At 66.8% G+C, this 18,537-nt stretch carries 11 protein-coding genes; 5 read left to right on the top strand and 6 right to left on the bottom strand.

Going from position 1 to position 18,537, the window contains the following annotated elements; genetic code table 11:
- Positions 1-175 precede the first annotated feature (175 nt).
- Positions 176-4,285: a fibronectin type III domain-containing protein gene (locus AC1AYD_RS04940; protein ID WP_476544766.1), complete on the bottom strand. Its 4,110-nt coding sequence runs from the start codon at positions 4,283-4,285 to the stop codon at positions 176-178.
- Positions 4,282-4,500, bottom strand: coding sequence for a hypothetical protein (locus AC1AYD_RS04935; RefSeq protein WP_476544765.1), 219 nt, complete (start codon positions 4,498-4,500; stop codon positions 4,282-4,284). The genes AC1AYD_RS04940 and AC1AYD_RS04935 overlap by 4 nt, the downstream gene beginning before the upstream one ends.
- A 129-nt stretch (positions 4,501-4,629) precedes the next feature.
- Here AC1AYD_RS04935 and AC1AYD_RS04930 point away from each other — a divergent pair, with 129 nt between their 5' ends.
- Positions 4,630-5,961, top strand: coding sequence for an ABC transporter substrate-binding protein (locus tag AC1AYD_RS04930; protein ID WP_476502295.1), 1,332 nt, complete (start codon positions 4,630-4,632; stop codon positions 5,959-5,961).
- A 15-nt stretch (positions 5,962-5,976) separates the two neighbouring features.
- On the opposite strand, the gene AC1AYD_RS04925 is transcribed toward AC1AYD_RS04930, so the two are convergent.
- The 3 genes from AC1AYD_RS04925 to metG form a co-directional block, all read right to left on the bottom strand.
- Entirely contained in the window at positions 5,977-7,227 is a 1,251-nt protein-coding gene (locus AC1AYD_RS04925; RefSeq protein WP_476502294.1) for a LacI family DNA-binding transcriptional regulator, read from the bottom strand.
- A gap of 124 nt (positions 7,228-7,351) precedes the next feature.
- Complete coding sequence (locus AC1AYD_RS04920) at positions 7,352-8,752, bottom strand: MFS transporter (RefSeq protein WP_476502293.1); 1,401 nt, start codon at positions 8,750-8,752, stop codon at positions 7,352-7,354.
- A 492-nt stretch (positions 8,753-9,244) separates the two neighbouring features.
- Complete coding sequence (gene metG / locus AC1AYD_RS04915) at positions 9,245-11,122, bottom strand: methionine--tRNA ligase (RefSeq protein WP_476502292.1); 1,878 nt, start codon at positions 11,120-11,122, stop codon at positions 9,245-9,247.
- Positions 11,123-11,258: 136 nt separating this feature from the next.
- On the opposite strand from metG, the gene AC1AYD_RS04910 reads away from it, so the two are divergent.
- Positions 11,259-11,909, top strand: coding sequence for a hypothetical protein (locus tag AC1AYD_RS04910; protein WP_476502291.1), 651 nt, complete (start codon positions 11,259-11,261; stop codon positions 11,907-11,909).
- Positions 11,906-12,256: a variant leucine-rich repeat-containing protein gene (locus AC1AYD_RS04905; protein ID WP_476502290.1), complete on the top strand. Its 351-nt coding sequence runs from the start codon at positions 11,906-11,908 to the stop codon at positions 12,254-12,256. Before AC1AYD_RS04910 ends, AC1AYD_RS04905 begins: the two co-directional genes overlap by 4 nt.
- On the opposite strand, the gene rsmI is transcribed toward AC1AYD_RS04905, so the two are convergent.
- On the bottom strand, positions 12,246-13,214 hold the full coding sequence (gene rsmI, locus AC1AYD_RS04900) for a 16S rRNA (cytidine(1402)-2'-O)-methyltransferase (protein ID WP_476502289.1): 969 nt from the start codon (positions 13,212-13,214) through the stop codon (positions 12,246-12,248). The two genes, AC1AYD_RS04905 and rsmI, sit on opposite strands and share 11 nt — an antisense overlap.
- Positions 13,215-13,335: 121 nt before the next feature.
- On the opposite strand from rsmI, the gene AC1AYD_RS04895 reads away from it, so the two are divergent.
- Together AC1AYD_RS04895 and AC1AYD_RS04890 are read left to right on the top strand one after the other, a co-directional pair.
- Positions 13,336-16,044, top strand: a complete 2,709-nt coding sequence (locus tag AC1AYD_RS04895; RefSeq protein ID WP_476502288.1) for a YhgE/Pip family protein — start codon at positions 13,336-13,338, stop codon at positions 16,042-16,044.
- On the top strand, positions 16,041-18,422 hold the full coding sequence (locus tag AC1AYD_RS04890; protein ID WP_476502287.1) for a YhgE/Pip family protein: 2,382 nt from the start codon (positions 16,041-16,043) through the stop codon (positions 18,420-18,422). The genes AC1AYD_RS04895 and AC1AYD_RS04890 overlap by 4 nt, the downstream gene beginning before the upstream one ends.
- The last annotated feature ends 115 nt before the right edge of the window (positions 18,423-18,537 follow it).

The raw sequence follows: 18,537 nt of genomic DNA, 5'->3' as shown, positions 1-18,537 counted from the left end.
GTCCGGGATCGTCACGGTTTGGTCCGTGAATGTCACGGTCGCCCGTGGGTCGGTCCATGACCGTCACGGTTCCCTCCGGGACCATCACGACTCGATCCACGGTTTGCCATGGAAAAACGATGCAAACCGAGGAGGGAACCGTGACGGTCCGGGAGGGAACCGTGTTGCTTGGTGACTACTTGATGAGGCAGGGCAGGGACGGGCTGGATTCCGCAGACATGCCGATGGCGTTGACCGCGATCACCGATGCCGTGTAGTTGCCTGGCGTCAGTCCGGAGACGCTCTTGGCCTCGTCGCCGGCCTCGGCCTTGACGACCTTGACCGTGTTCTCGGTGAGGTTCCTGAGCGTCAGCACGTACGACTCGATCGGGGTGCCGCCGTCGGCGGGCGCCTTCCAGGTGACGTTCATCGTGTCGTCGGCGGAGGTCACGCCCGGCTTGTTGGGCTTGGACGGCACGGCGGCGACGATGACCGGCTCGCTGGGCTCGCTCGTCTCGGACACGCGGTCCTCGCCGGTGGTGGTTTCGAGCGTAACCGTGTAGGTGCCGCGCGCCACGTCCTCGAACGTGTAGGCGGTGACGCCGACCGGCGCCCATGCGGTGCGCTTCGGCGCGGCGGAAGCGCCTCCGGCGACCGGCGTCAGGTGGATGTTGACGCCGCCGCGGCCGAAGCCGGATCGGGTGTCGACCTCGTCCCAGGCGACCGCCACGGCACCGGTCTCGACGATCAGTTCGGCGGTCGGGGCCTTCGGGCGCGGCACCGTCTCGTCGATGGCGCCGGCGTCGGCGCGGCCGACCTTGAACGGCACGGAGACGGCGCTTTCGCCTTCGCCGATCGCGTTGCGCCCTTGCACGGTGACGGTCCACTCGCCGGCGGGCACGTCGGTGACGAGCGCGTGCGTGTCGGTGCCGACGACGCCGGCCGGAATCACCTCGCCGGCGGCGTTGACGAGCGTGAGCGTCGTGCCGAGAATCGGCGAGCGGCCGTCGGAGGCGAACTGCCAGTTCACCTGCACGTCGTGCGCCTGCACGTTCACGGCGACGTCGGTCGGCTCGGACGGGATGGCGGGCATGTGATGGTCGGCGAAGACGGCGACCTCGACGAGCTGCAGGGCGTATTCGCCGCCCTCGTTCGGGTTGGAGCGCAGCTTCGTGGCCTCGACCTTGACGTAGCGGACGTCGTCCACCGGCGCGAAGTCGAAGGCGCGCGGCGTGCCGTTGGCGGGCAGCGCGTAGTCGCGCTTGTCGGCGACGGTCGTCCACGCCTTGCCGTCCGCGGAGACGGCGATCGTGAAGTCGACCGGGAAGCCCTGGCCCTGGTTCGGGTCGACCGCGCGGTGGCCGGCGGCGAACTCCTGCACGCCGCCGACGCCCTCGCCTTCGCCGTGGAACGCCTCGGCGACGGTGCCGCCGGGGTTCTCGCCGCGCGGCGCGAGCACGACCTGCGCCACGGTGGTCGGATGGGCGAGCTTCAGCAGCACCCACTCGTCGTGGTTCTCGGCGGTCGGTTCGCTGGACCAGCCGAAGTGGTCGTAGTCGGCCTTGAATTCGCCGTCGACGAGCGAGGCGGAGGTCCAGCCGTTGCGCGTCGAGTTGGAGCTCACGCGCACGGTCGCGCCGAGCGCCTTGTTCGCGGGGGCGTCGGCCTCGCCCAAGCCGGTCTCGCCCGAACCGGTCGGCAGCTTGCCGGCGGTGAAACGCACGGTGACGGTGACGGTGTCGCCGTTCTCGCCGGTGTATTCGATCTGACCGGTGTAGGCACGTCCGGTTTCGAGACCGGCCACGTTGACCGTGTAGAACAGTTCCTGCTCGTGGCGCAGGTTGCCGGAGAGACGCTCGAAGCTGATCGAGCCGGAGGCGTCGTCCACCACGCGGGCGGTCCACTTCTCGCTCAGCGCGCCGCCCTGCTGGTTCAGGTGCAGGCAGTGCTTGACGTTGCGCGACGCCCAATCCACGACGCCCAGGTCGATGTCGGGGCGGTTGGAGCCGATCTTCGCGGGCGCGGGGCGGCCGATCCAGCCGAGGAAGTTGTCTTCGGAGAACTTGACCTTGCCCTGCTTGACGACGCTCAGCGTCTCGATGAGCTTCGACTCGTAGGTCTCGACCTCGCCGGGCACGTGGATCTCGATCGGCGTCTCGACGAACTCGCCGTGCTCCACGGTGACGGTCTTCGAACCGCTTTCGACCTCGCGACGCGTACCGTCCTGTGTGTTGAGCGCGGACACGGTCCAGCGCACTTCGAGCTCGGTGCCGTCGATCTCCTCGTCGTTGTAGACGATGAGCGTGCGCTGCGAGGTGGTGCCGAGCGCGTAGATGGCGTGCGGCAGGCCGAGGCGCGGCTCCTTGTCGTATTCCTTGTCGAACGCGGCCACGTCGGCGTAGGAGTTGGCGAAGTAGCGGTAGCCGTCGCCTTCGATCCAGCGGGCGTCGCCCTCGGCGGTCGGGTCGAACTGCGGACGCAGCAGGACGCGCGGGTTGAGGCCGTGGCGCGTGTGTTCCTGGTCGAGTTCGACGACCTTCTCGATGTTGTCGTAGATGAACATCGACAGGCAGAACGGCTTCCAGTTGGCCATGCGCGTGGTGCGCACGCCGCGGGTCACGCGACCGACCTCACGCCCGAAGTCGGCGCGGGAGATCGTGTCCGGGTTGCCGTTGAGTCGGCCGTGGTAGATGTCCTTGATGGTGCCGTCCTCCGCGTACTGCGGGATGCCGGCGGTGGAGACGGAGAACTCCTCGCCCGCGCCGAGCGGCAGGTCGCCGTCGATCTGGTACAGGTCGTAGATGTCGGGCGCGCTGGTCATGCCGGACGGGTAGCCGCCGTAGTAGTGGCGGGAGTCCTCGTTGGTGATCGGTTTGTTGAAGCCGTCGTTGATGACCATGCGCGTCGGGTCCTCGCGGTTCGCAGCGGCTTCGAGCGGCGGGATGAGAATCTCCGCGTCGTTCGGGTTCCACGCCTCGTTGGTGGTGGACCACAGGATGATGGACGGGTGGTTGCGGTATTCGCGCACCCAGCGTTCCACCCATTCGACGTAGTAGCCGATGGCCTCGTCGGAGTAGTTGAGGTAGTACGGCGGGTCGAGGGACACGTTGGACGTGGAGCCGGGGTTCCAGAATGCGGTCTCCTCCTCGAGGAGCATGCCGGTCTCGTCCGCGTGGTCCATCAGCACGTGCGACGGCACGGAGCGGATGTGGTTGCGGATGATGTTGCAGTTGGCGTGCTGGTAGGCGTCGATCCACGCCTTGGCCATCGCGTCGGTGGCGTGGTTGTCGTCGAGAACCACGCCATATGCATCGCCGATCTCATTGATGAGGTCGCGGTTGCCCTGGTTGAGCAGACACAGGGAGTCGCCGCGCAGACGGATCTTGACGCCGTTGAGGATGTACGCGTCGCCTTCGCGCCAGAACTGGCGGAAGCCGAAGCGGTCGGAGTATTCGTGCACGGGCCGCGCGGCCGCGTCGCCCGCGCCCGCCGCCGTGATCGTGGCGTCGACGGTGTACAGGAACGGGTCGGCGCGCGACCAGTAGTGCGCGTCCGGCCATCCCTTGGCGAGCTTGACGACGGTGGTCGCGCCGGCGGCGACGTGCGCCGTCGCGCCGTCGAAGGCGAGCGCGACCGGCTTTTCGCCGTCCGCCGCGTCGTCGCCCTTGACCGGGCGCACGACGGCGGCGAGATCCAGTTCGGCGTCCGCGCCGGTGTGGTTGACGATGGTGACGTTGACGGCGAGTTCGTCGTCGCTCGGATCGGCGTTCTTCTTGAGGTCCGGCATGATCTGGAGGTCGTCGATCCTGAGCTTCGGCTTGGTGACGATCTCGACGTCCTCGCCGATGCCGACGCGGCCGACGATGTTCTCGACGCCGAACGGGAAGAGCAGGCGGTCGGGGCCGCCTTCGGTGGCGAGCGCGTCGTCGGGCAGCGCCTTGACGCTCCACACTTCGATGCGGATTTCGTTCTCCCCGGCCTTGACGACGTCGTTGATGTCGAGGTCGTACGGCAGGAGGGTCATCAGGTAGCCCTTGGTGGTGACGGGACCGACCGACTTGCCGTTCACGTACACCTTGCCGAGCGTGGCGAGCGCGCCGACATGCAGGAACACGTCCTCGTCCTTGATGTCCTCGGGCAGGTCCACGGTCTTCACGTACACGCCGTGGCGCAGTCCCTGTTCCCATTCCTCGGGGTATCCGGTGGTGCGGCTGAGCGAATCCCACCAGGTAGGCACGATGATGTCGTGGCGTTCGTCGCCACCGTCGGGGTAGAAGTCCCACACGCCATTGAGGTTGAGCCTCATTGCAATACCTTTCGCTTGTCCTCTTGCTCCGTGGCGAAACCGTCTTCGTCCGGATCACGAGGTCTACGATAGAGGGCCGTCGCGTTTGCCGGTTTTTGCCATCCGTTTGCCATACCACGTTTGCCGGCTTTTGCCATGACCATCGCCGCATCATCGCGCATAATCCGCGCCATTCCAACGCGCGGCCGGACATCGCACGCATCGTCGATTGCCATCGTTTGCCAAAATCACGCACCGCCGCGGCCGGACGTCCGCGGCTGGCTACACTCGGTACCGACATCGGACATACGTGTGCGCGCACGGACGGCGCGCGCACGGGAACAAGGAAGATCGGAGCAGTCACCATGTCTCGTTTCTCACGTCTTCGCAACGTCGCGACGACCGCCGCCTGCGCCGTCGCCGCGATCGGCATGATCGCCGCGACGGGCGGCTGCGGCGGATCGACGGCGGCGGAAGGGACCGCCGACGATCCGGTCGAGATCACGCTGTGGACCTGGCAATCGACGATCGGCGACTTCGTGAAGGCGTTCGAGAAGACACACCCCGGCATCAAGGTGAAGGTGACGAACGCGGGCGCGAACGAGGACGAATACATGCAGCTCACCAACGCGCTCAACGCGGGCCGTGGCATCCCGGACGTCGTCTACCTCGACTTCAACGCGGTCCACCAGTTCGCGATCTCCGACCAGCTGCGCTCGATGAACGACTTCGGATACTCGTCCATCCGCGGCGATTTCACCAAGGCCGCGCAACGCAATGTCACCGTGAACGGCGAACCGTACGGCCTGCCAATCTCGTCGGGCCCGATGGTGATGTTCTACAACAAGACCGTGTTCGACCAGGCCGGCGTCGCCAAGGCCCCGACCACGTGGGACGAATACCGCGAGGCCGCCGAGAAGATCAAGGACGCCACCGACGGCAAGGCGCATATCACCAACGACACCGGCGACGGCGGCTTCATCACGTCGATGCTCTGGCAGGCCGGCGCGAAGCCGTTCAGCGTGGACGGCACGACTATCGGCGTGGACATGACCGCGAAGCACGTCTCCCGGTTCACCGACCTGTGGCAGGGAATGCTCGACGACGATCTGATCGACGTCTCCACCTCGATGTGGACCGACGACTGGTGGCGCAGGCTCGATGACGGGTCGATCGCGACCGTCCTGACCGGCGCGTGGCTCGTCTCGTCGATGCAGAAGAACCTCACGCGCACCGCCGGGCAATGGCGGATGGCCCCGATGCCGCAGTACACGGCCGGCGCGCACGCGAACGGCGAGAACGGCGGCGGCGCGCTCGCCCTGCCGAAGGGCTCCGACGAGGCGAAGACCAAGGCCGCCTACACGTTCGCCGAATGGTTCGCGCACGGCGACGGCGTGGACGTGAACCTCGAGCAGGGCGGCATCCCGCCGCTCGAATCGGTGCTGGAGGACAAGCGCTGGCTGGCCGAGACCGACGATTTCTTCGGTGGGCAGAAGACGCATGAGACGATCGCCGAGGCCGCGCGCGACGTGACGACCGACTTCGACTACCTGCCGTACATGGCCTACGCGAACTCGATCGCCGTCGATTCGATCGGCCAGGCCTACCATGGCAAGACCACCCTTGCCAAGGCCCTCGTCACCTGGGGCGAATCCCTCAAGACCTACGGCCGTCAGGAAGGCTTCACCGTCAAATAACGGCCGGATAAGGGTCTACGCCCGCCGGCGCTCCCCCACCGAACGGCGCACGATGATCGAGGTATCCACGAGCGACACCTCCGGATCGGCCTCCTCCTCGCAGCGGATGCCGTATTCGGCGAGCTTCGCCATCACCTGCGTATCCGCCGGATTGCGGTAGGCAGCGGACCGCTGCCCGAGCAACCGGTTCACCGCCACCTGCCCGAGCTGCGCGCGCGGGATGCGGATCGTCGTGATCGGCGGCGTCACCACCGGCGCGATCAGCGTGTTGTCGAATCCGATGACGGACACGTCATCCGGCACGACGACGCCGTCGGCGGTCAGACGCAATACGATACCGGCCGCAATCAGATCGTTGTACGTGACGATGGCCGTGGCCGACCCGCCTTCCAACGCGAGCGCCGCCTGATACCCGCCTTCGACGGTCGCGTGGACCGGTCCGATGCGGTTGACCTTGAATCCCATGCGCTGCCCGATGTCGTGCAGGAACCGCCACCGCGACTGGTCCGCCCATGAGGCGGACGGCCCGGCCACATACGTGACGGCCGCATGATGGTATCGCTTGAACAGGCTCAGTGCCCGCACGACGCCGATGCGCGGGTCGGGGATCACACTGGCCACGCCTTCGACCGGACGGTTGAGCACGACCAGCGGCATGCGCCGGGCGTAGTCGCGGATGAAATCGGTGCGCGGCGCGTCGGAGGCGAGGATGACGCCGTCCACCTTCCCGACGAGATGGTCGAGCATCTGCATCGTGCGTTGCGCGGAATCACCGGTCTCGATGACGCTCACCGCGCTGTCCGACTCCATCGCCGCGATCTGCGCGCCCTTGAGGATCTGCGAGGAGACGCCGTCCGCCGTGTCCTTGACGATCATCGCGATCATGCCGCGATTGGACGGCGCAGAGGCGGTGCCGGGCGTCGCGACGTCGCCGCGCGCGGACGCCGGCGAGACGCCGGAACCGGCGCCCGCCGCGGCCCCCGCGTTCCCGGCGCGCGTGCGCGAGGTGGGTCTGCGCCGGTAGCCAAGCCGTTGCGCGACCTCGCGCACATGCTCGGCGGTCTGGAAGTTGATGCGATCGGGGTCGGAGAAGACGCGCGACACGGTCGAGATCGCGACGCCCGCCTCCGCCGCGACGTCGGCCAGCCGCACACGTTTGGTGGCCTTCGGTGCGACCGCCGATGAAGTCGCCGCGACCGCCGGCCCGTTCCCGCCGGCCGCGTCCTTGCTTTCGGTCGATCCGTGCGCCGCCATCGTTCCTCCCATCCGATTCCGTTTCATTGTACAGACCTCGCCCCAATGGCTTGCTTGCGGTCGGGAACCCGTGAAGCCGATCGGGGGTGGTCACGCGACGTACCGCGCGGCCCCCCCGATCGGCTTCACGAACGACTCACGCCTGAGCGCGACGCTCGGCGAGGTCGGCCTTGATCTGCTTGAACTTCGCCTCGGTGATCGGGTAGAAGTACATGATCGCGGCGGAAATCACGAAGCCGATGAGCGGCACGAGGCCGGCGGCCAGACGCAGGTTCTCGGCGACGGACGGGTCCTGGGCGACGTTCATGCCGGACTTGTAGCCGGTGAAGGCGAGGATGGCCGGGCCAAGCCAGGAAGTCAGGGCGCCGAACATCTGGCGGAAGAAGCTCAGGCCGGCCATGGCGGCGCCGTCGGTGCGCTTGCCGGTCTTCCACTCGTAGTATTCGACGGTGTCGCCTTCCATACCCCACACGTAGTTGCCGCAGAACTGGGCGCCGATCGCGTTGAGCGCGAGGGCGACGAGGGACAGCCACACGTTGTTCACGAAGATGAACATCACGCCGCCGATCACACCGAGCGCGCAGCCGAGGTACCAGCCGCCCTTCTTGCCGAGGTGACGGGCGATGACCGGGCCGAACGGGGAGGCGACCACGCCGATGGAGGCGTTGATCAGGGTGACGAGCGTGGTGATGAGGGCGAGCGTGCCGGCGTCCACTCCGTTGGCGAGGACCTCCTTGGCGATGATCGGTCCGATGGAGCCGACGCAGGTGGCGATCAGGTAGAAGCCGGTGGCGAAGCACAGGATGAGCAGCGCCGGGTTCTGGACGATGGCCTTGATGGTGTCGATGAAGGAGCTCTTCGGCTGCTCGGGCACGTCGATCTGCTCGATGGTGGTCTTGTACAGGAACACGTAGATGAGCGCGCCGACGAGGCAGAAGATCGAGACGATCGGCAGCATCAGCTTGGCGAGTTCGGACTGGTCCTTGACGGTGTTGATGGCCGGGGCGAGGGTGAAGGTGACGATCAGGCCGAACAGGGCGCCGCCGACCATGCGGGCGGAGGAGAGGCGCTGACGCTCGTTCTGGTCCTGCGTCATCGCACCGAGGAGCGCGCCGTAGGGCACGCCGCCGAGGGCGCCGAACAGCTGGTAGAGCAGGTAAGTGACGATGGCCCACGTGATCTTCAGGGCCATGTCGATGTCGGTCGGGATCGTGTACATGAGGCAGACCGCGACCATCATCGGAACGCCGAAGTAGACGACCAGACGACGGAACTTGCCGTTCTTGTTGGCCTTGACGCGGTCGGCGTAGTTGCCGGCGAGCAGGTAGACGACCGCTTGGAAGAAGCGGGCGAACAGGAAGATGTTGGCGACGATCAGCGGGTTGATGCCGATGTAGACGTAGTAGGTGGCCAGGAACATCGACATCATGCGCCAGCCGATGTTGTTGGCGAAATCGCCCGAGCCGTAGCCGACGATGTTGAGCCAGGTCAGTTTCTTCGGCGTCTTCTTCGCCGGCTGCGCTGTTGCAGTGCTCATCGAGAACTCCTTAGTTCCTTCTCATGGGTTCCATGTCCGGCTCGGTTGGGACGGCGCCGATTCTTCGCTTCATCGATTCTTCGGCTCCGCCGCCGTTCCGGACGACGAGTCACAACCTAATCCCGCACGCCGTTTGCCGTTTTTGCCAACCTTGTTCTTGCCACGATTTGCCGCTTTTTGCCATCAGCCGGGCCGTGCGCTCTCACAAAGACACAACGCAAAAAGAAACCCGGCGGGGAGAAACCGCCGGGTGAGAGAGAAGAGAGAAGAAGGGTTCAGTTATGGGGTTCGGGAAGAACCTCGCCAGTGATATTCACTTCGGGAAGGACTCCCAACCGCTGACATGTTTTAGTAAACCGTCCCTCCCTTGGAGGAACGATGCGCGTTCCTGAGAAACCTCTGAGCACTATGTGACGGTTTTGTAACCGCTTAGCATCGGCCCGGCACGCAGACGCGTGGCCCCCTCTGACGAGGGGACCACGCAAAACGGGGCTACTCGGCCTTTTCTTCGGCGGCGAGCTTGGCCTTTTCGGCGGCGAGGCGCTCGGCCTCGGCGGCGCGACGGGCGGCGAGCGCCTCGTCGAAGCGGGCGAGCTCCTCCTCGACGGCCTCCTTCGGGATCTTCGCGAAGATCGGCGTCGGCTTGGCGACGGGCGCGCCCACCTCGATCGGCTCGCTCTCCCACGGGTGCACGGTCTCGCCGAGCTTGTAGTCGCCGGTGATGATCGGGTACTTGAAGCCCGGCTTGTCGAGGTCCTCGACCTCTTCAAGGCGCGGCAGCGGCGAGAACACGCCCTTGCCGCCCAGGGCCTCCCACACCTTCTGCGAGGCGTGCGGCAGGAACGGGGCGAGCAGGTGGTTCGCGTCGGAAACGGCCTGCGCGGCCACGTGCAGCACGGTGCCCAGTCGCTTCTCGTCGTCCTTGATCTTCCACGGCTCGGTCGCGGAGATGTACTTGTTGATGTCGCCGACCACGCGCATCGCCTCGATGAGGCCCGCCTTCTGGTGGTGGTTCTCGATGAAGCCGCCGACCGTGGCGAACGCGCCGCGCGTCTCGTCGAGCAGGGCGCGGTCCTCGTCGGTCATCGAATCCTCGTCGAGCGCCGGGATCTCGCCGAAGTTCTTGGCGATGAGGTTGGCGACGCGGTTGACCAGGTTGCCCCACGAGGAGGCGAGCTCCTCGTTGTTGTGGCGCACGAACTCGGCCCACGTGAAGTCGGAGTCGGAGCTTTCCGGGCCGGCGATCGAGATGTAGTAGCGCACCGCGTCCACCGGGTAGCGGGAGAGGATGTCCTTGACGTAGATGACGATGCCGCGCGAGGAGGAGAACTTCTTGCCTTCCATCGTCATGAACTCGGAGGCGACGACCTGCTCGGGCATGTTCAGCGGGCCGAGCTTGCCGGTCTCGCCGCCCTTGGAGCCCTGGCCGTTGTAGGCGAGCATCTCGGAGGGCCAGATCTGGGAGTGGAACGTGATGTTGTCCTTGCCCATGAAGTAGTAGGCCGGGCAGGACGGGTCGTTCCACCACTGGCGCCACAGCTCCGGGTCGCCCTGACGGCGCGCCCACTCGATCGAGGCGGACAGGTAGCCGATCACCGCGTCGAACCACACGTACAGCTTCTTGTTCGGGTTGTCGATCCAGCCCTTCACCGGAACCGGGATGCCCCAGTCGATGTCGCGGGTGATGGCGCGCGGCTTGACCTCCTTGAACAGGCCCTTGGAGAAGTTGATGACGTTGGTGCGCCATCCTTCACGCGTGTTCAGCCAGGCGAGGTTCGCCTCGGCGAGCGCCGGCAGGTCGAGGAAGTAGTGTTCGGTCTCCTCGAAGCGCGGCGTCTCGCCGTTGATCTTGGAGACGGGGTTGATGAGCTCGTCCGGATCGAGCTCGTTGCCGCAGGCGTCGCACTGGTCGCCGCGCGCGCCCTCGGCATGGCAGATCGGGCACTCGCCCTCGATGTAACGGTCCGGCAGGGTGCGGCCGGTGGACGGGGAGATCGCCACCTGCTGCGTGCCCTTGTAGATGTAGCCGTTCTTCAGGCACTGCGTGAACATCTCCTGCACCACGTGCTCGTGGTTGCCGGTGGTGGTACGCGTGAACAGGTCGTAGCTCAGACCCAGGTCGCACAGATCCTTGGCGATCACGCGGTTGTAGCGGTTCGCGAGCTCCTGCGCGGTCAGGCCCTCCTTCTCCGCCTCGACGAGGATCGGGGTGCCGTGCTCGTCCGTGCCGGAGACCATCAGCACGTCGTTGCCCTTCATGCGTTCGTAGCGGGCGTACACGTCGGAGGGGACGCCGAAACCGGCCACGTGACCGATATGGCGGGGGCCGTTCGCATACGGCCATGCAACATTCACCAGAATATGACTCATAAGACCGAATTATCCGGCGCGCCGGGGACACGCCGGGATGTGGATAACCGTTCGCCCATCCACCGGATCATCCACCTCGCGCGGGTACGGTCGCGCACGATTGGCGCGCACGCCGCGCACGCCCTACCGTATGGTCATGGAACCTTCAACGACGACCACACCGCCATCATCCGCATCCCCGCCGCCCGCGCTGCGCACCACCCCGCTCGTGCCGGCGATCCTGCGCGAACGCGACCTGCCCGGGCCGATGAGCCTCAGCCGGCTCGCCACCGACGGCACGATCACCACGCTGGACGACCTGGAGAGCGGCTACTGGTCGGAGCACGCGGCCACCCTCTACGGCCGCGCCTCGATCGTGCACCGGCTCATCCCGCATTCCACGGTGGCGTGCGCGCTCACCGCCATGTGGGTGTGGATGGGCGGCGACTTCCCGCGCACGCTCGACGTGCTGTCGCGGTCGCATTTCCGCATGCGGCATTTCGGGCACCGGATCCGCGCGTTCACGCGCAAGGTCATGCCGAACCATCTCGTCACGATCGGCAATCTGCGCGTCACCGATCCGACGCGCACCGCCTGCGACGTCGCGTCATTGCTCGTCACCTCCACGCATCCGAACGAATACGCGGACAAGGTCGTCGACTTCATGGACGCCTACGATTTCACTCCCGACGACTGCATCACGATCCTCGACGAGAATCCGTGCATGTCCACCACGCCGCGCGCACGCGCGTTCTTCACCGGCGTGCGTCATTCGTACGATCATCGCCGCGTCAAGGTCGCGCCATGAACCGCGCGCGACCGTCGCGGCGACTGCGCTCGCTCGACCGCGCCGACCGGCTCAGACGCCTGGCGCGGGCGGCGGCCGACGCCGCCCACGCGACGGCGCTGGAACCGCCCGAACCGCCACTCGTGCTCACGCCGATGGTGGCCGCCGACCCGGCGACGGACATGGACGTGCTGTGGCATATCGCGCGCACCGCGCCGGAACTGCGCCGATGGCTGGTCGCGAATCCGAAAGCGGACGCGGCGCTGCTCGAATACGTCTCGCAGGCCGGCGGGCCGGGCGTCAAACGCGCGCTCACCGTCCTGCTGGAATCGCTGGATGAGCTGGAGGCGCGGAACGTTACTGCTTGATGGCGAGGACGGCCTGGTAGACCTGCTTGCGGTTGGCGAGCGTGCCGTCGGGCAGCGGATGTTCGCCGACGACCTGCGTGATCGCCTCCTTGATGCGCAGGCCGTCCTCGAGCGCGCGGTCGATGGCGAGCACGGCCAAATCCTCGACGGACAGCGTACTCGGCGCGACGGCGGCCGCCTCCTCGTCGGAGGCGCCGGCGACGACGAGCACCATCTCGCCGCGCGGCGGATCGTCGTGCACGCTGTCGCGGATTTCGGCGATCGTGCCGCGGCGGATCTGCTCGTAGTCCTTGGTGAGCTCACGGCACAGGGCCATGCGGCGGTCCGGGCCGAACGCATCGAGCAGATCGTCCATCGAATCGTCGATGCGGTGCAGCGTCTCATAGAACACGATCGTGCGGCGTTCGCCCTGCAGCATGCGCAGATGCTGCACGCGTTCGGAATGTTTGCGCGGCAGGAAGCCCTCGTAGCAGAAGCGGTCGGTGGGCAGGCCGGACAGGGCGAGCGCGTCGAGCACGGCGGACGGACCGGGCGCGCAGGTGACCGGCAGGCCGCGTTCGATGGCGCGGCGCACGATCGCCAGGCCCGGGTCGTTGATCGTGGGCATGCCCGCGTCGGAGACGACGAGCACGGTCGCGCCGGTCTCCACGTTGTCGAGCAGGCCGTCGGCCTTGTCGCGCTCGTTGTGGTCATGGTAGGCGACGACGCGGCCGTTCACGTGCACGCCGAGACGGTTCGCGAGATCGTAGAGGCGGCGCGTGTCCTCGGCGGCGACGATGTCGGCGTGCTCGAGCAGCGCGCGCAGGCGTGCGGACGCGTCGCCGACGTTGCCGATCGGGGTGGCGGCGAGCACCACGGTGCCGGCCGGGATGGTGACGGCGACGGCACCCGCGTCCGCCGCGCCCGTGCCTGCGCTCTCGGTCGATTCGTTCACGTTCACATCCGCTGCATTGGTCATGCCTCCAGTATCCCCCACCCCCTCGGACGCATGCTCCGCCCAATGCCACCGCCCTGAGTAATGTGCATCACGGAACCGAAACACGCCGGAAGAGCGAAGAACAGAAAGAGAGCCGTCGAAAGTGCGAACGATATGGTGCGTGTTCACCCGCGACCTGACGCGCATCCTGCGCAACCCGGTCGCCGTGGTGGTCACCTTGGGCGTGGCGATCATCCCATCGCTGTACGCATGGTTCAACATCCTCGCGAACTGGGACCCATACTCCGCCACCGGCAACATCCAGGTCGCAATCGTGAACAACGACAAAGGCACCAGCTCGCCGCTCGTCGGCGAACTGAACGCGGGCAGGCAGGTCGTCACGCAGCTCAAACGCAACCACCAGCTCGGCTGGCGGTTCGTCGACGAGACGGACGCGTTCAACGGCATGCAGACGGGCGACTACTACGCGGCCATCGTCCTGCCGAAGGACTTCAGCGCGAAGCTCGTCGGCGCGCTCGCTAATCCGAAGCAGCGTCCGAAGATCACGTACTACGTGAACGAGAAGAAGAACGCGATCGCGCCGAAGATCACCGATTCGGGCGCGACCACGATCGACGAGCAGATTAATCAGACGTTCGTCACGACCGTCGGCAACACCGTCGCGAAGGCCGTGACCGACGCGGGGCGCGACCTGAGCGACGCGACGGGCTCGACGCAGCGCGACGTGATCGCGACGCTCGACACCGTGGCCGGCGACATCCGCGACGTGAACGCGGCGCTCGACGACATCGCGACCACGCTCGACCAGTCGGACGGCACGATCGCGAGCGCGAACGACACGCTCGCCTCGCTCCAGCAGTCGATCGCCGCCGCGCAACGCACGTCCTCGCAGTCGGGCACGCTGCTCGCGCAGGCGCAGACCTCCTCGCAGCAGCTCTCCACGACGATGGTCGGCGCGCTCGACCAAGGGTCGGCCGGGCTGAGCGGCATCGGCGTGAAGGTGAACACGGCGGCCGGCGACGCGACCGGCACGCTCAACAGCACGCAGGAGGCCGTCAACCAGATCCACACCTCGGTCTCCGCCTCGCTCGACCAGGCGTCGGCCGCCGTCGACGCGCTCAAGAAGACGCTGCGCGACCACGGCATCGACGAGAACACCAGCGATCCGGACGGGCAGCGCATCTGGCAGCAGGTGAACGCGCTGGGCGACGCGGTCGCCAAGCAACAGCAGCAGGCCGACGACTTCCAGAAGGACGCGACCGCGTTCATCGACGGCGGCAAGAAGGCGGCCGGCTCCCTGTCCGATACGACCGGCAAGGCCGTGGGCGACGGCATCACCGGACTGTCCAACGCGCGCGGCACGCTCACCGGCACGGTCATGCCGAACCTCAACACATCGCTGAACTCATTCGGCGCGCTCAACGGCACGATGTCGGGCACGCTCGTCTCGCTCGCCGACACGGCCACGCAGACCCAGGGCCTGCTCGACCAGCTGTCCGGCACGCTCACGCAGACCAAGCAGACCGTGACGAGCACGCACGATTCGCTCGACCAGCTCATCGGCGACGTGACCGGCGTCCGCACCGACGTGGCGGCGCTCGACAGCTCCGCCGCGTACACGGCCGTGAAGGACGCGCTGCATCTGGACGACAAGGAGTTCGGCAAGTTCATGGGATCGCCGGTCACGCTCAACACGCGCACCGTGTATCCGATGGACAACTACGGCTCGTCGGTCACGCCGTTCTACACGAACCTCGCCCTGTGGGTGGGCGGCTTCGTGCTCATCGCGATCTACAAGCTGGAGGTGGACCGCGAGTCGCGCGAGTCCGGAGAAGCGGCGGGAGAAGCGACCGGCGCGGCGGCCGGTGCCGCGGCCGAGGAGCTGCGCGGCATGACTTCCACGCAGGCGTATCTGGGCCGGTGGCTGCTGCTCGTCGCGATCGGATTCCTGCAGGCGCTGATCGTGACCGTCGGCAATCTGGTGATCGGCATCCAATGCGCGCATCCGCTGCTGTTCGTCCTCGCCGGCGTCTGGTGTTCGTTCGTGTACGTGAACATCATCTACGCGTTGGCGGTCGCGTTCCGTCACATCGGCAAGGCGGTGGCGGTGATCCTCGTCATCGTGCAGATCCCGGGCGCGTCCGGCCTGTACCCGATCGAGCTGATGCCGAACTTCTTCCGCGAACTGCACCCTTGGCTGCCGTTCACCTACGGCATCAACGCGATGCGCGGCCCGATCGGCGGCATGTACGCGAACCACTACTGGCTCGACATGCTGCACCTCTTCTACTACGTGCCGGCGGCGCTGTTCGTCGGACTCGTCGTGCGCCGGTACGCGATGAACCTCAACGCGCTGTTCGACCGTCGTCTCGGCGACACCGACCTGATGATCACCGAACATGATTCGATGGTCAACGAGCGGGTGAGCCTCTCCTCCGCGTTCCGCGTCGCCTCCGACTCCTCGCAGGGCATGCGCGAGCTGATCGAGCGCCGCGCGCACCGCTTCTTCGACCGCTACCCGCGGATGATCGTCGCCGGCCTCGTGCTGCTCACCGTGCTGCCGATCGCGTTCCTCATGCTGCTGTTCTTCACGCAGGCGAAGATCGCGATGCTGTCGGCGTGGATCCTGTCGATCATCGTCATCGACGTGTATCTCATCGTCGTCGAATACACGCGCGAAAGCTACGCGCAGCAGGTGGGCGTCGGCGCAATGACGTCCGAACAGTTCCGCGACGTGATGCTCGACGGCTACATGTGGCGGCGCAAGCGCGCGGCACGCGGCGCAGGCGCGGCCGCGACCGACGCAACCGACGCAACCGACTCCGACTCCGCGAAGGGAGACGAACGATGAGGAACATCTGGCGCATCTTCGCACGCGACGTGCGGCAGGCCACGCGCAACGTGATCGCGATCATCGTGGCGGTGGGCCTCGTCATCGTGCCCGCGCTGTACGCGTGGTACAACATCGCGGCGAGCTGGGACCCGTACGGCAACACGAAGGCGCTCAAGGTCGCCGTCGCGAACACCGACAAGGGCTACAAGTCCGATCTGATGCCGGTGCGCATCAACGTGGGCGAGACGGTGACGAGCGCACTCAGGGCCAACCACCAGCTCGACTGGCAGTTCGTCGACAAGGACAAGGCCATCGACGGCGTGTACTCCGGCGAATACTATGCGGCGCTCGTCATCCCGAAATCGTTCAGCGCCGACATGATGACGCTGTTCTCGCCGACCATCCGTCACGCGCGGCTCGACTACTACCTCAACGCGAAGATCAACCCGATCGCGCCGCACATCACCGATCAGGGCGCGGGCACGGTCGCCACGACCATCGACCAGACCTTCGCGAAGACCCTCGGACAGGTGGCGCTGGGACTCGCCTCCAACGTCGCCGGCTACGCGGACAGCCCGCAGATGCAGCAGTACGTGGAGAACGCGACCGGGCACATCACCACGATGTCCGCGCGGCTGAAGACCGCATCCGCGCAGGCGAACTCCTACGCGCAGCTGCTCGCCGCCGCCGACGGCATCATCGACTCGACGGACCGGATGCTCGGCTCCGCCGGCACGCAGGGCGACGCCGCGAAACAGGCGCTCGAACAGGGTTCGCAGGGCGCGCAGTCGCTCGTCAAGGCGATGAACGGCGCGTCGGGCGGCGTCGCCGACGCGCTGAAGCAGGCCGGCGGCGCCTATGACTCCATCAGCGAACAGATCGACAAGGCGTTCGACGACGAGGACACGCAGAACGGCAAGGTCGCGGACACGCTCACCAAACTGCAGCAGCAGGTGAGCGCGCAGGCCGCGGCGTACGGCGATTACGCGACCGCGCTGCGCGCCATGGCCGACACGGCCGGCGCAAGCGGCGACGCCGACGGCAAGGCGCTGCAGGACGCGCTCAACGCGGCGGCCGATCAGGCGGTGGACACGCAGAACGCGCTCAACGCCGCCGCCGGCACGCTCGGCGAGGCGGCGAAGCAGGCGTCCGACGGCAAGGCCGGACTCGACGCGACGCGACGCGATCTGCAGGCGCAGATCGCGGCCGCGCGCAAGTCCGTCACCGACGCGGCCGACACGTACCGGTCCACGCTGAAGCCGCAGATCGACGCGCTCACTTCGTCGATGGACGACATGGTCTCGCAGGCCAGCGGCGTGGTCGACGGCCTCGCCGCGACCACGGCCAGCGTGCGTGGCCTGTCCGGCGGCATCTCGAACAGTCTGGCGGACGTGCGCACCGCGTTGGGCGACGTCGCCTCGACGCTCGACAAGGCGGCGGCGAAGCTCGACGATCTGAACGCGAAGTTCGCGAGCGCGGTGAGCGGGGGCGGCAGCGATTCCGGTTCCGGCGATTCCGGTTCCGGCGCCAAGGCGGACCTGTCCGCGGTCGCGTCCTCCGATCCGGACACGATCGCCACGATCCTCTCCGCGCCGGTCTCCCTCGACCGCGAGGCCATCTACCCGATCGCGAACTACGGGTCCGCGATGGCGCCGTTCTACACGATCCTCGCGATTTGGGTGGGCGCGATCATCCTCGTCGCGATGCTCAAGGTGGCAATCTCCGACCATGAGAAGGCGAAGATCCTGGGACTCGGCAACGTGCTGCCGCTCGGCGAGGACGTGGGTCTGCGCGACGCGGTGATCATCGGGCGCACGGCCGGCCCGGGCGCGATGCTCGACGTGCTGCGCAAGCCGCATTCGGAATCGCCCGGCAACGCGCGACGGTTCGGATTGCGCATGCATCAGGAGTATTTCGGGCGCTACATGCTGTTCGGCGTGCTCGCGCTCATGCAGGGCACGCTCGTCTGCCTGGGCGACCTGCTGTATCTGGGCGTGCAGTGCGAGCATCCAATCCGGTTCATGATGGTCGGATGGCTGGCGGCGATCGTGTTCTCGAACATCGTGTACACGCTGACCGTCTCGTTCGGCGACATCGGCAAGGCGATCGCCGTGGTGCTGCTCGTCATGCAGGTGGCCGGCTCGGGCGGCACGTTCCCCATCGAGACGCTGCCGCCGTTCTTCCAGGTGGTCTCGCACTGGCTGCTGTTCCCGTACGCGGTGGACGCGATGCACTCGGCCATGGCCGGCGCCTACGGCATGGAGTACTGGGTGGCGATGGGCAAGCTCGCGCTGTTCCTCGTGCCCTCGCTCGTGCTCGGCCTGGTGCTGCGCAAGCCCGTGATCCGCCTCAACGACTGGGTCATCCGCAACCTCGAAAGCACGAAGGTGATGTAGCGGGCCGCAAACGGGCCAAGACCGAAGCGGGCCAAACGGGCCAAACGGATCAAACAGCTCAAACGGCGGGAGGCCGGTGCCATGACGGCATCGGCCTCCTCTTTTCCCCGCGAAA

The organism is Bifidobacterium sp. LH_426 (assembly GCF_056356875.1).
The sequence above is the reverse complement of the archived record's forward strand: the minus strand, read 5'-3'. Positions and strand labels throughout refer to the sequence as shown.

Excerpts from the sequence above, each read along its gene's own strand:
- AC1AYD_RS04910 (WP_476502291.1), top strand. The coding sequence starts at position 11,259 with ATGGAACCTTCAACGACGACCACACCGCCATCATCCGCATCCCCGCCG.
- AC1AYD_RS04905 (WP_476502290.1), top strand. The coding sequence starts at position 11,906 with ATGAACCGCGCGCGACCGTCGCGGCGACTGCGCTCGCTCGACCGCGCC.
- AC1AYD_RS04930 (WP_476502295.1), top strand. The coding sequence starts at position 4,630 with ATGTCTCGTTTCTCACGTCTTCGCAACGTCGCGACGACCGCCGCCTGC.
- AC1AYD_RS04940 (WP_476544766.1), bottom strand. The coding sequence starts at position 4,285 with ATGAGGCTCAACCTCAATGGCGTGTGGGACTTCTACCCCGACGGTGGC.
- metG (WP_476502292.1), bottom strand. The coding sequence starts at position 11,122 with ATGAGTCATATTCTGGTGAATGTTGCATGGCCGTATGCGAACGGCCCC.
- AC1AYD_RS04925 (WP_476502294.1), bottom strand. The coding sequence starts at position 7,227 with ATGGGAGGAACGATGGCGGCGCACGGATCGACCGAAAGCAAGGACGCG.
- AC1AYD_RS04890 (WP_476502287.1), top strand. The coding sequence starts at position 16,041 with ATGAGGAACATCTGGCGCATCTTCGCACGCGACGTGCGGCAGGCCACG.
- AC1AYD_RS04920 (WP_476502293.1), bottom strand. The coding sequence starts at position 8,752 with ATGAGCACTGCAACAGCGCAGCCGGCGAAGAAGACGCCGAAGAAACTG.
- AC1AYD_RS04935 (WP_476544765.1), bottom strand. The coding sequence starts at position 4,500 with ATGGCAATCGACGATGCGTGCGATGTCCGGCCGCGCGTTGGAATGGCG.
- rsmI (WP_476502289.1), bottom strand. The coding sequence starts at position 13,214 with ATGACCAATGCAGCGGATGTGAACGTGAACGAATCGACCGAGAGCGCA.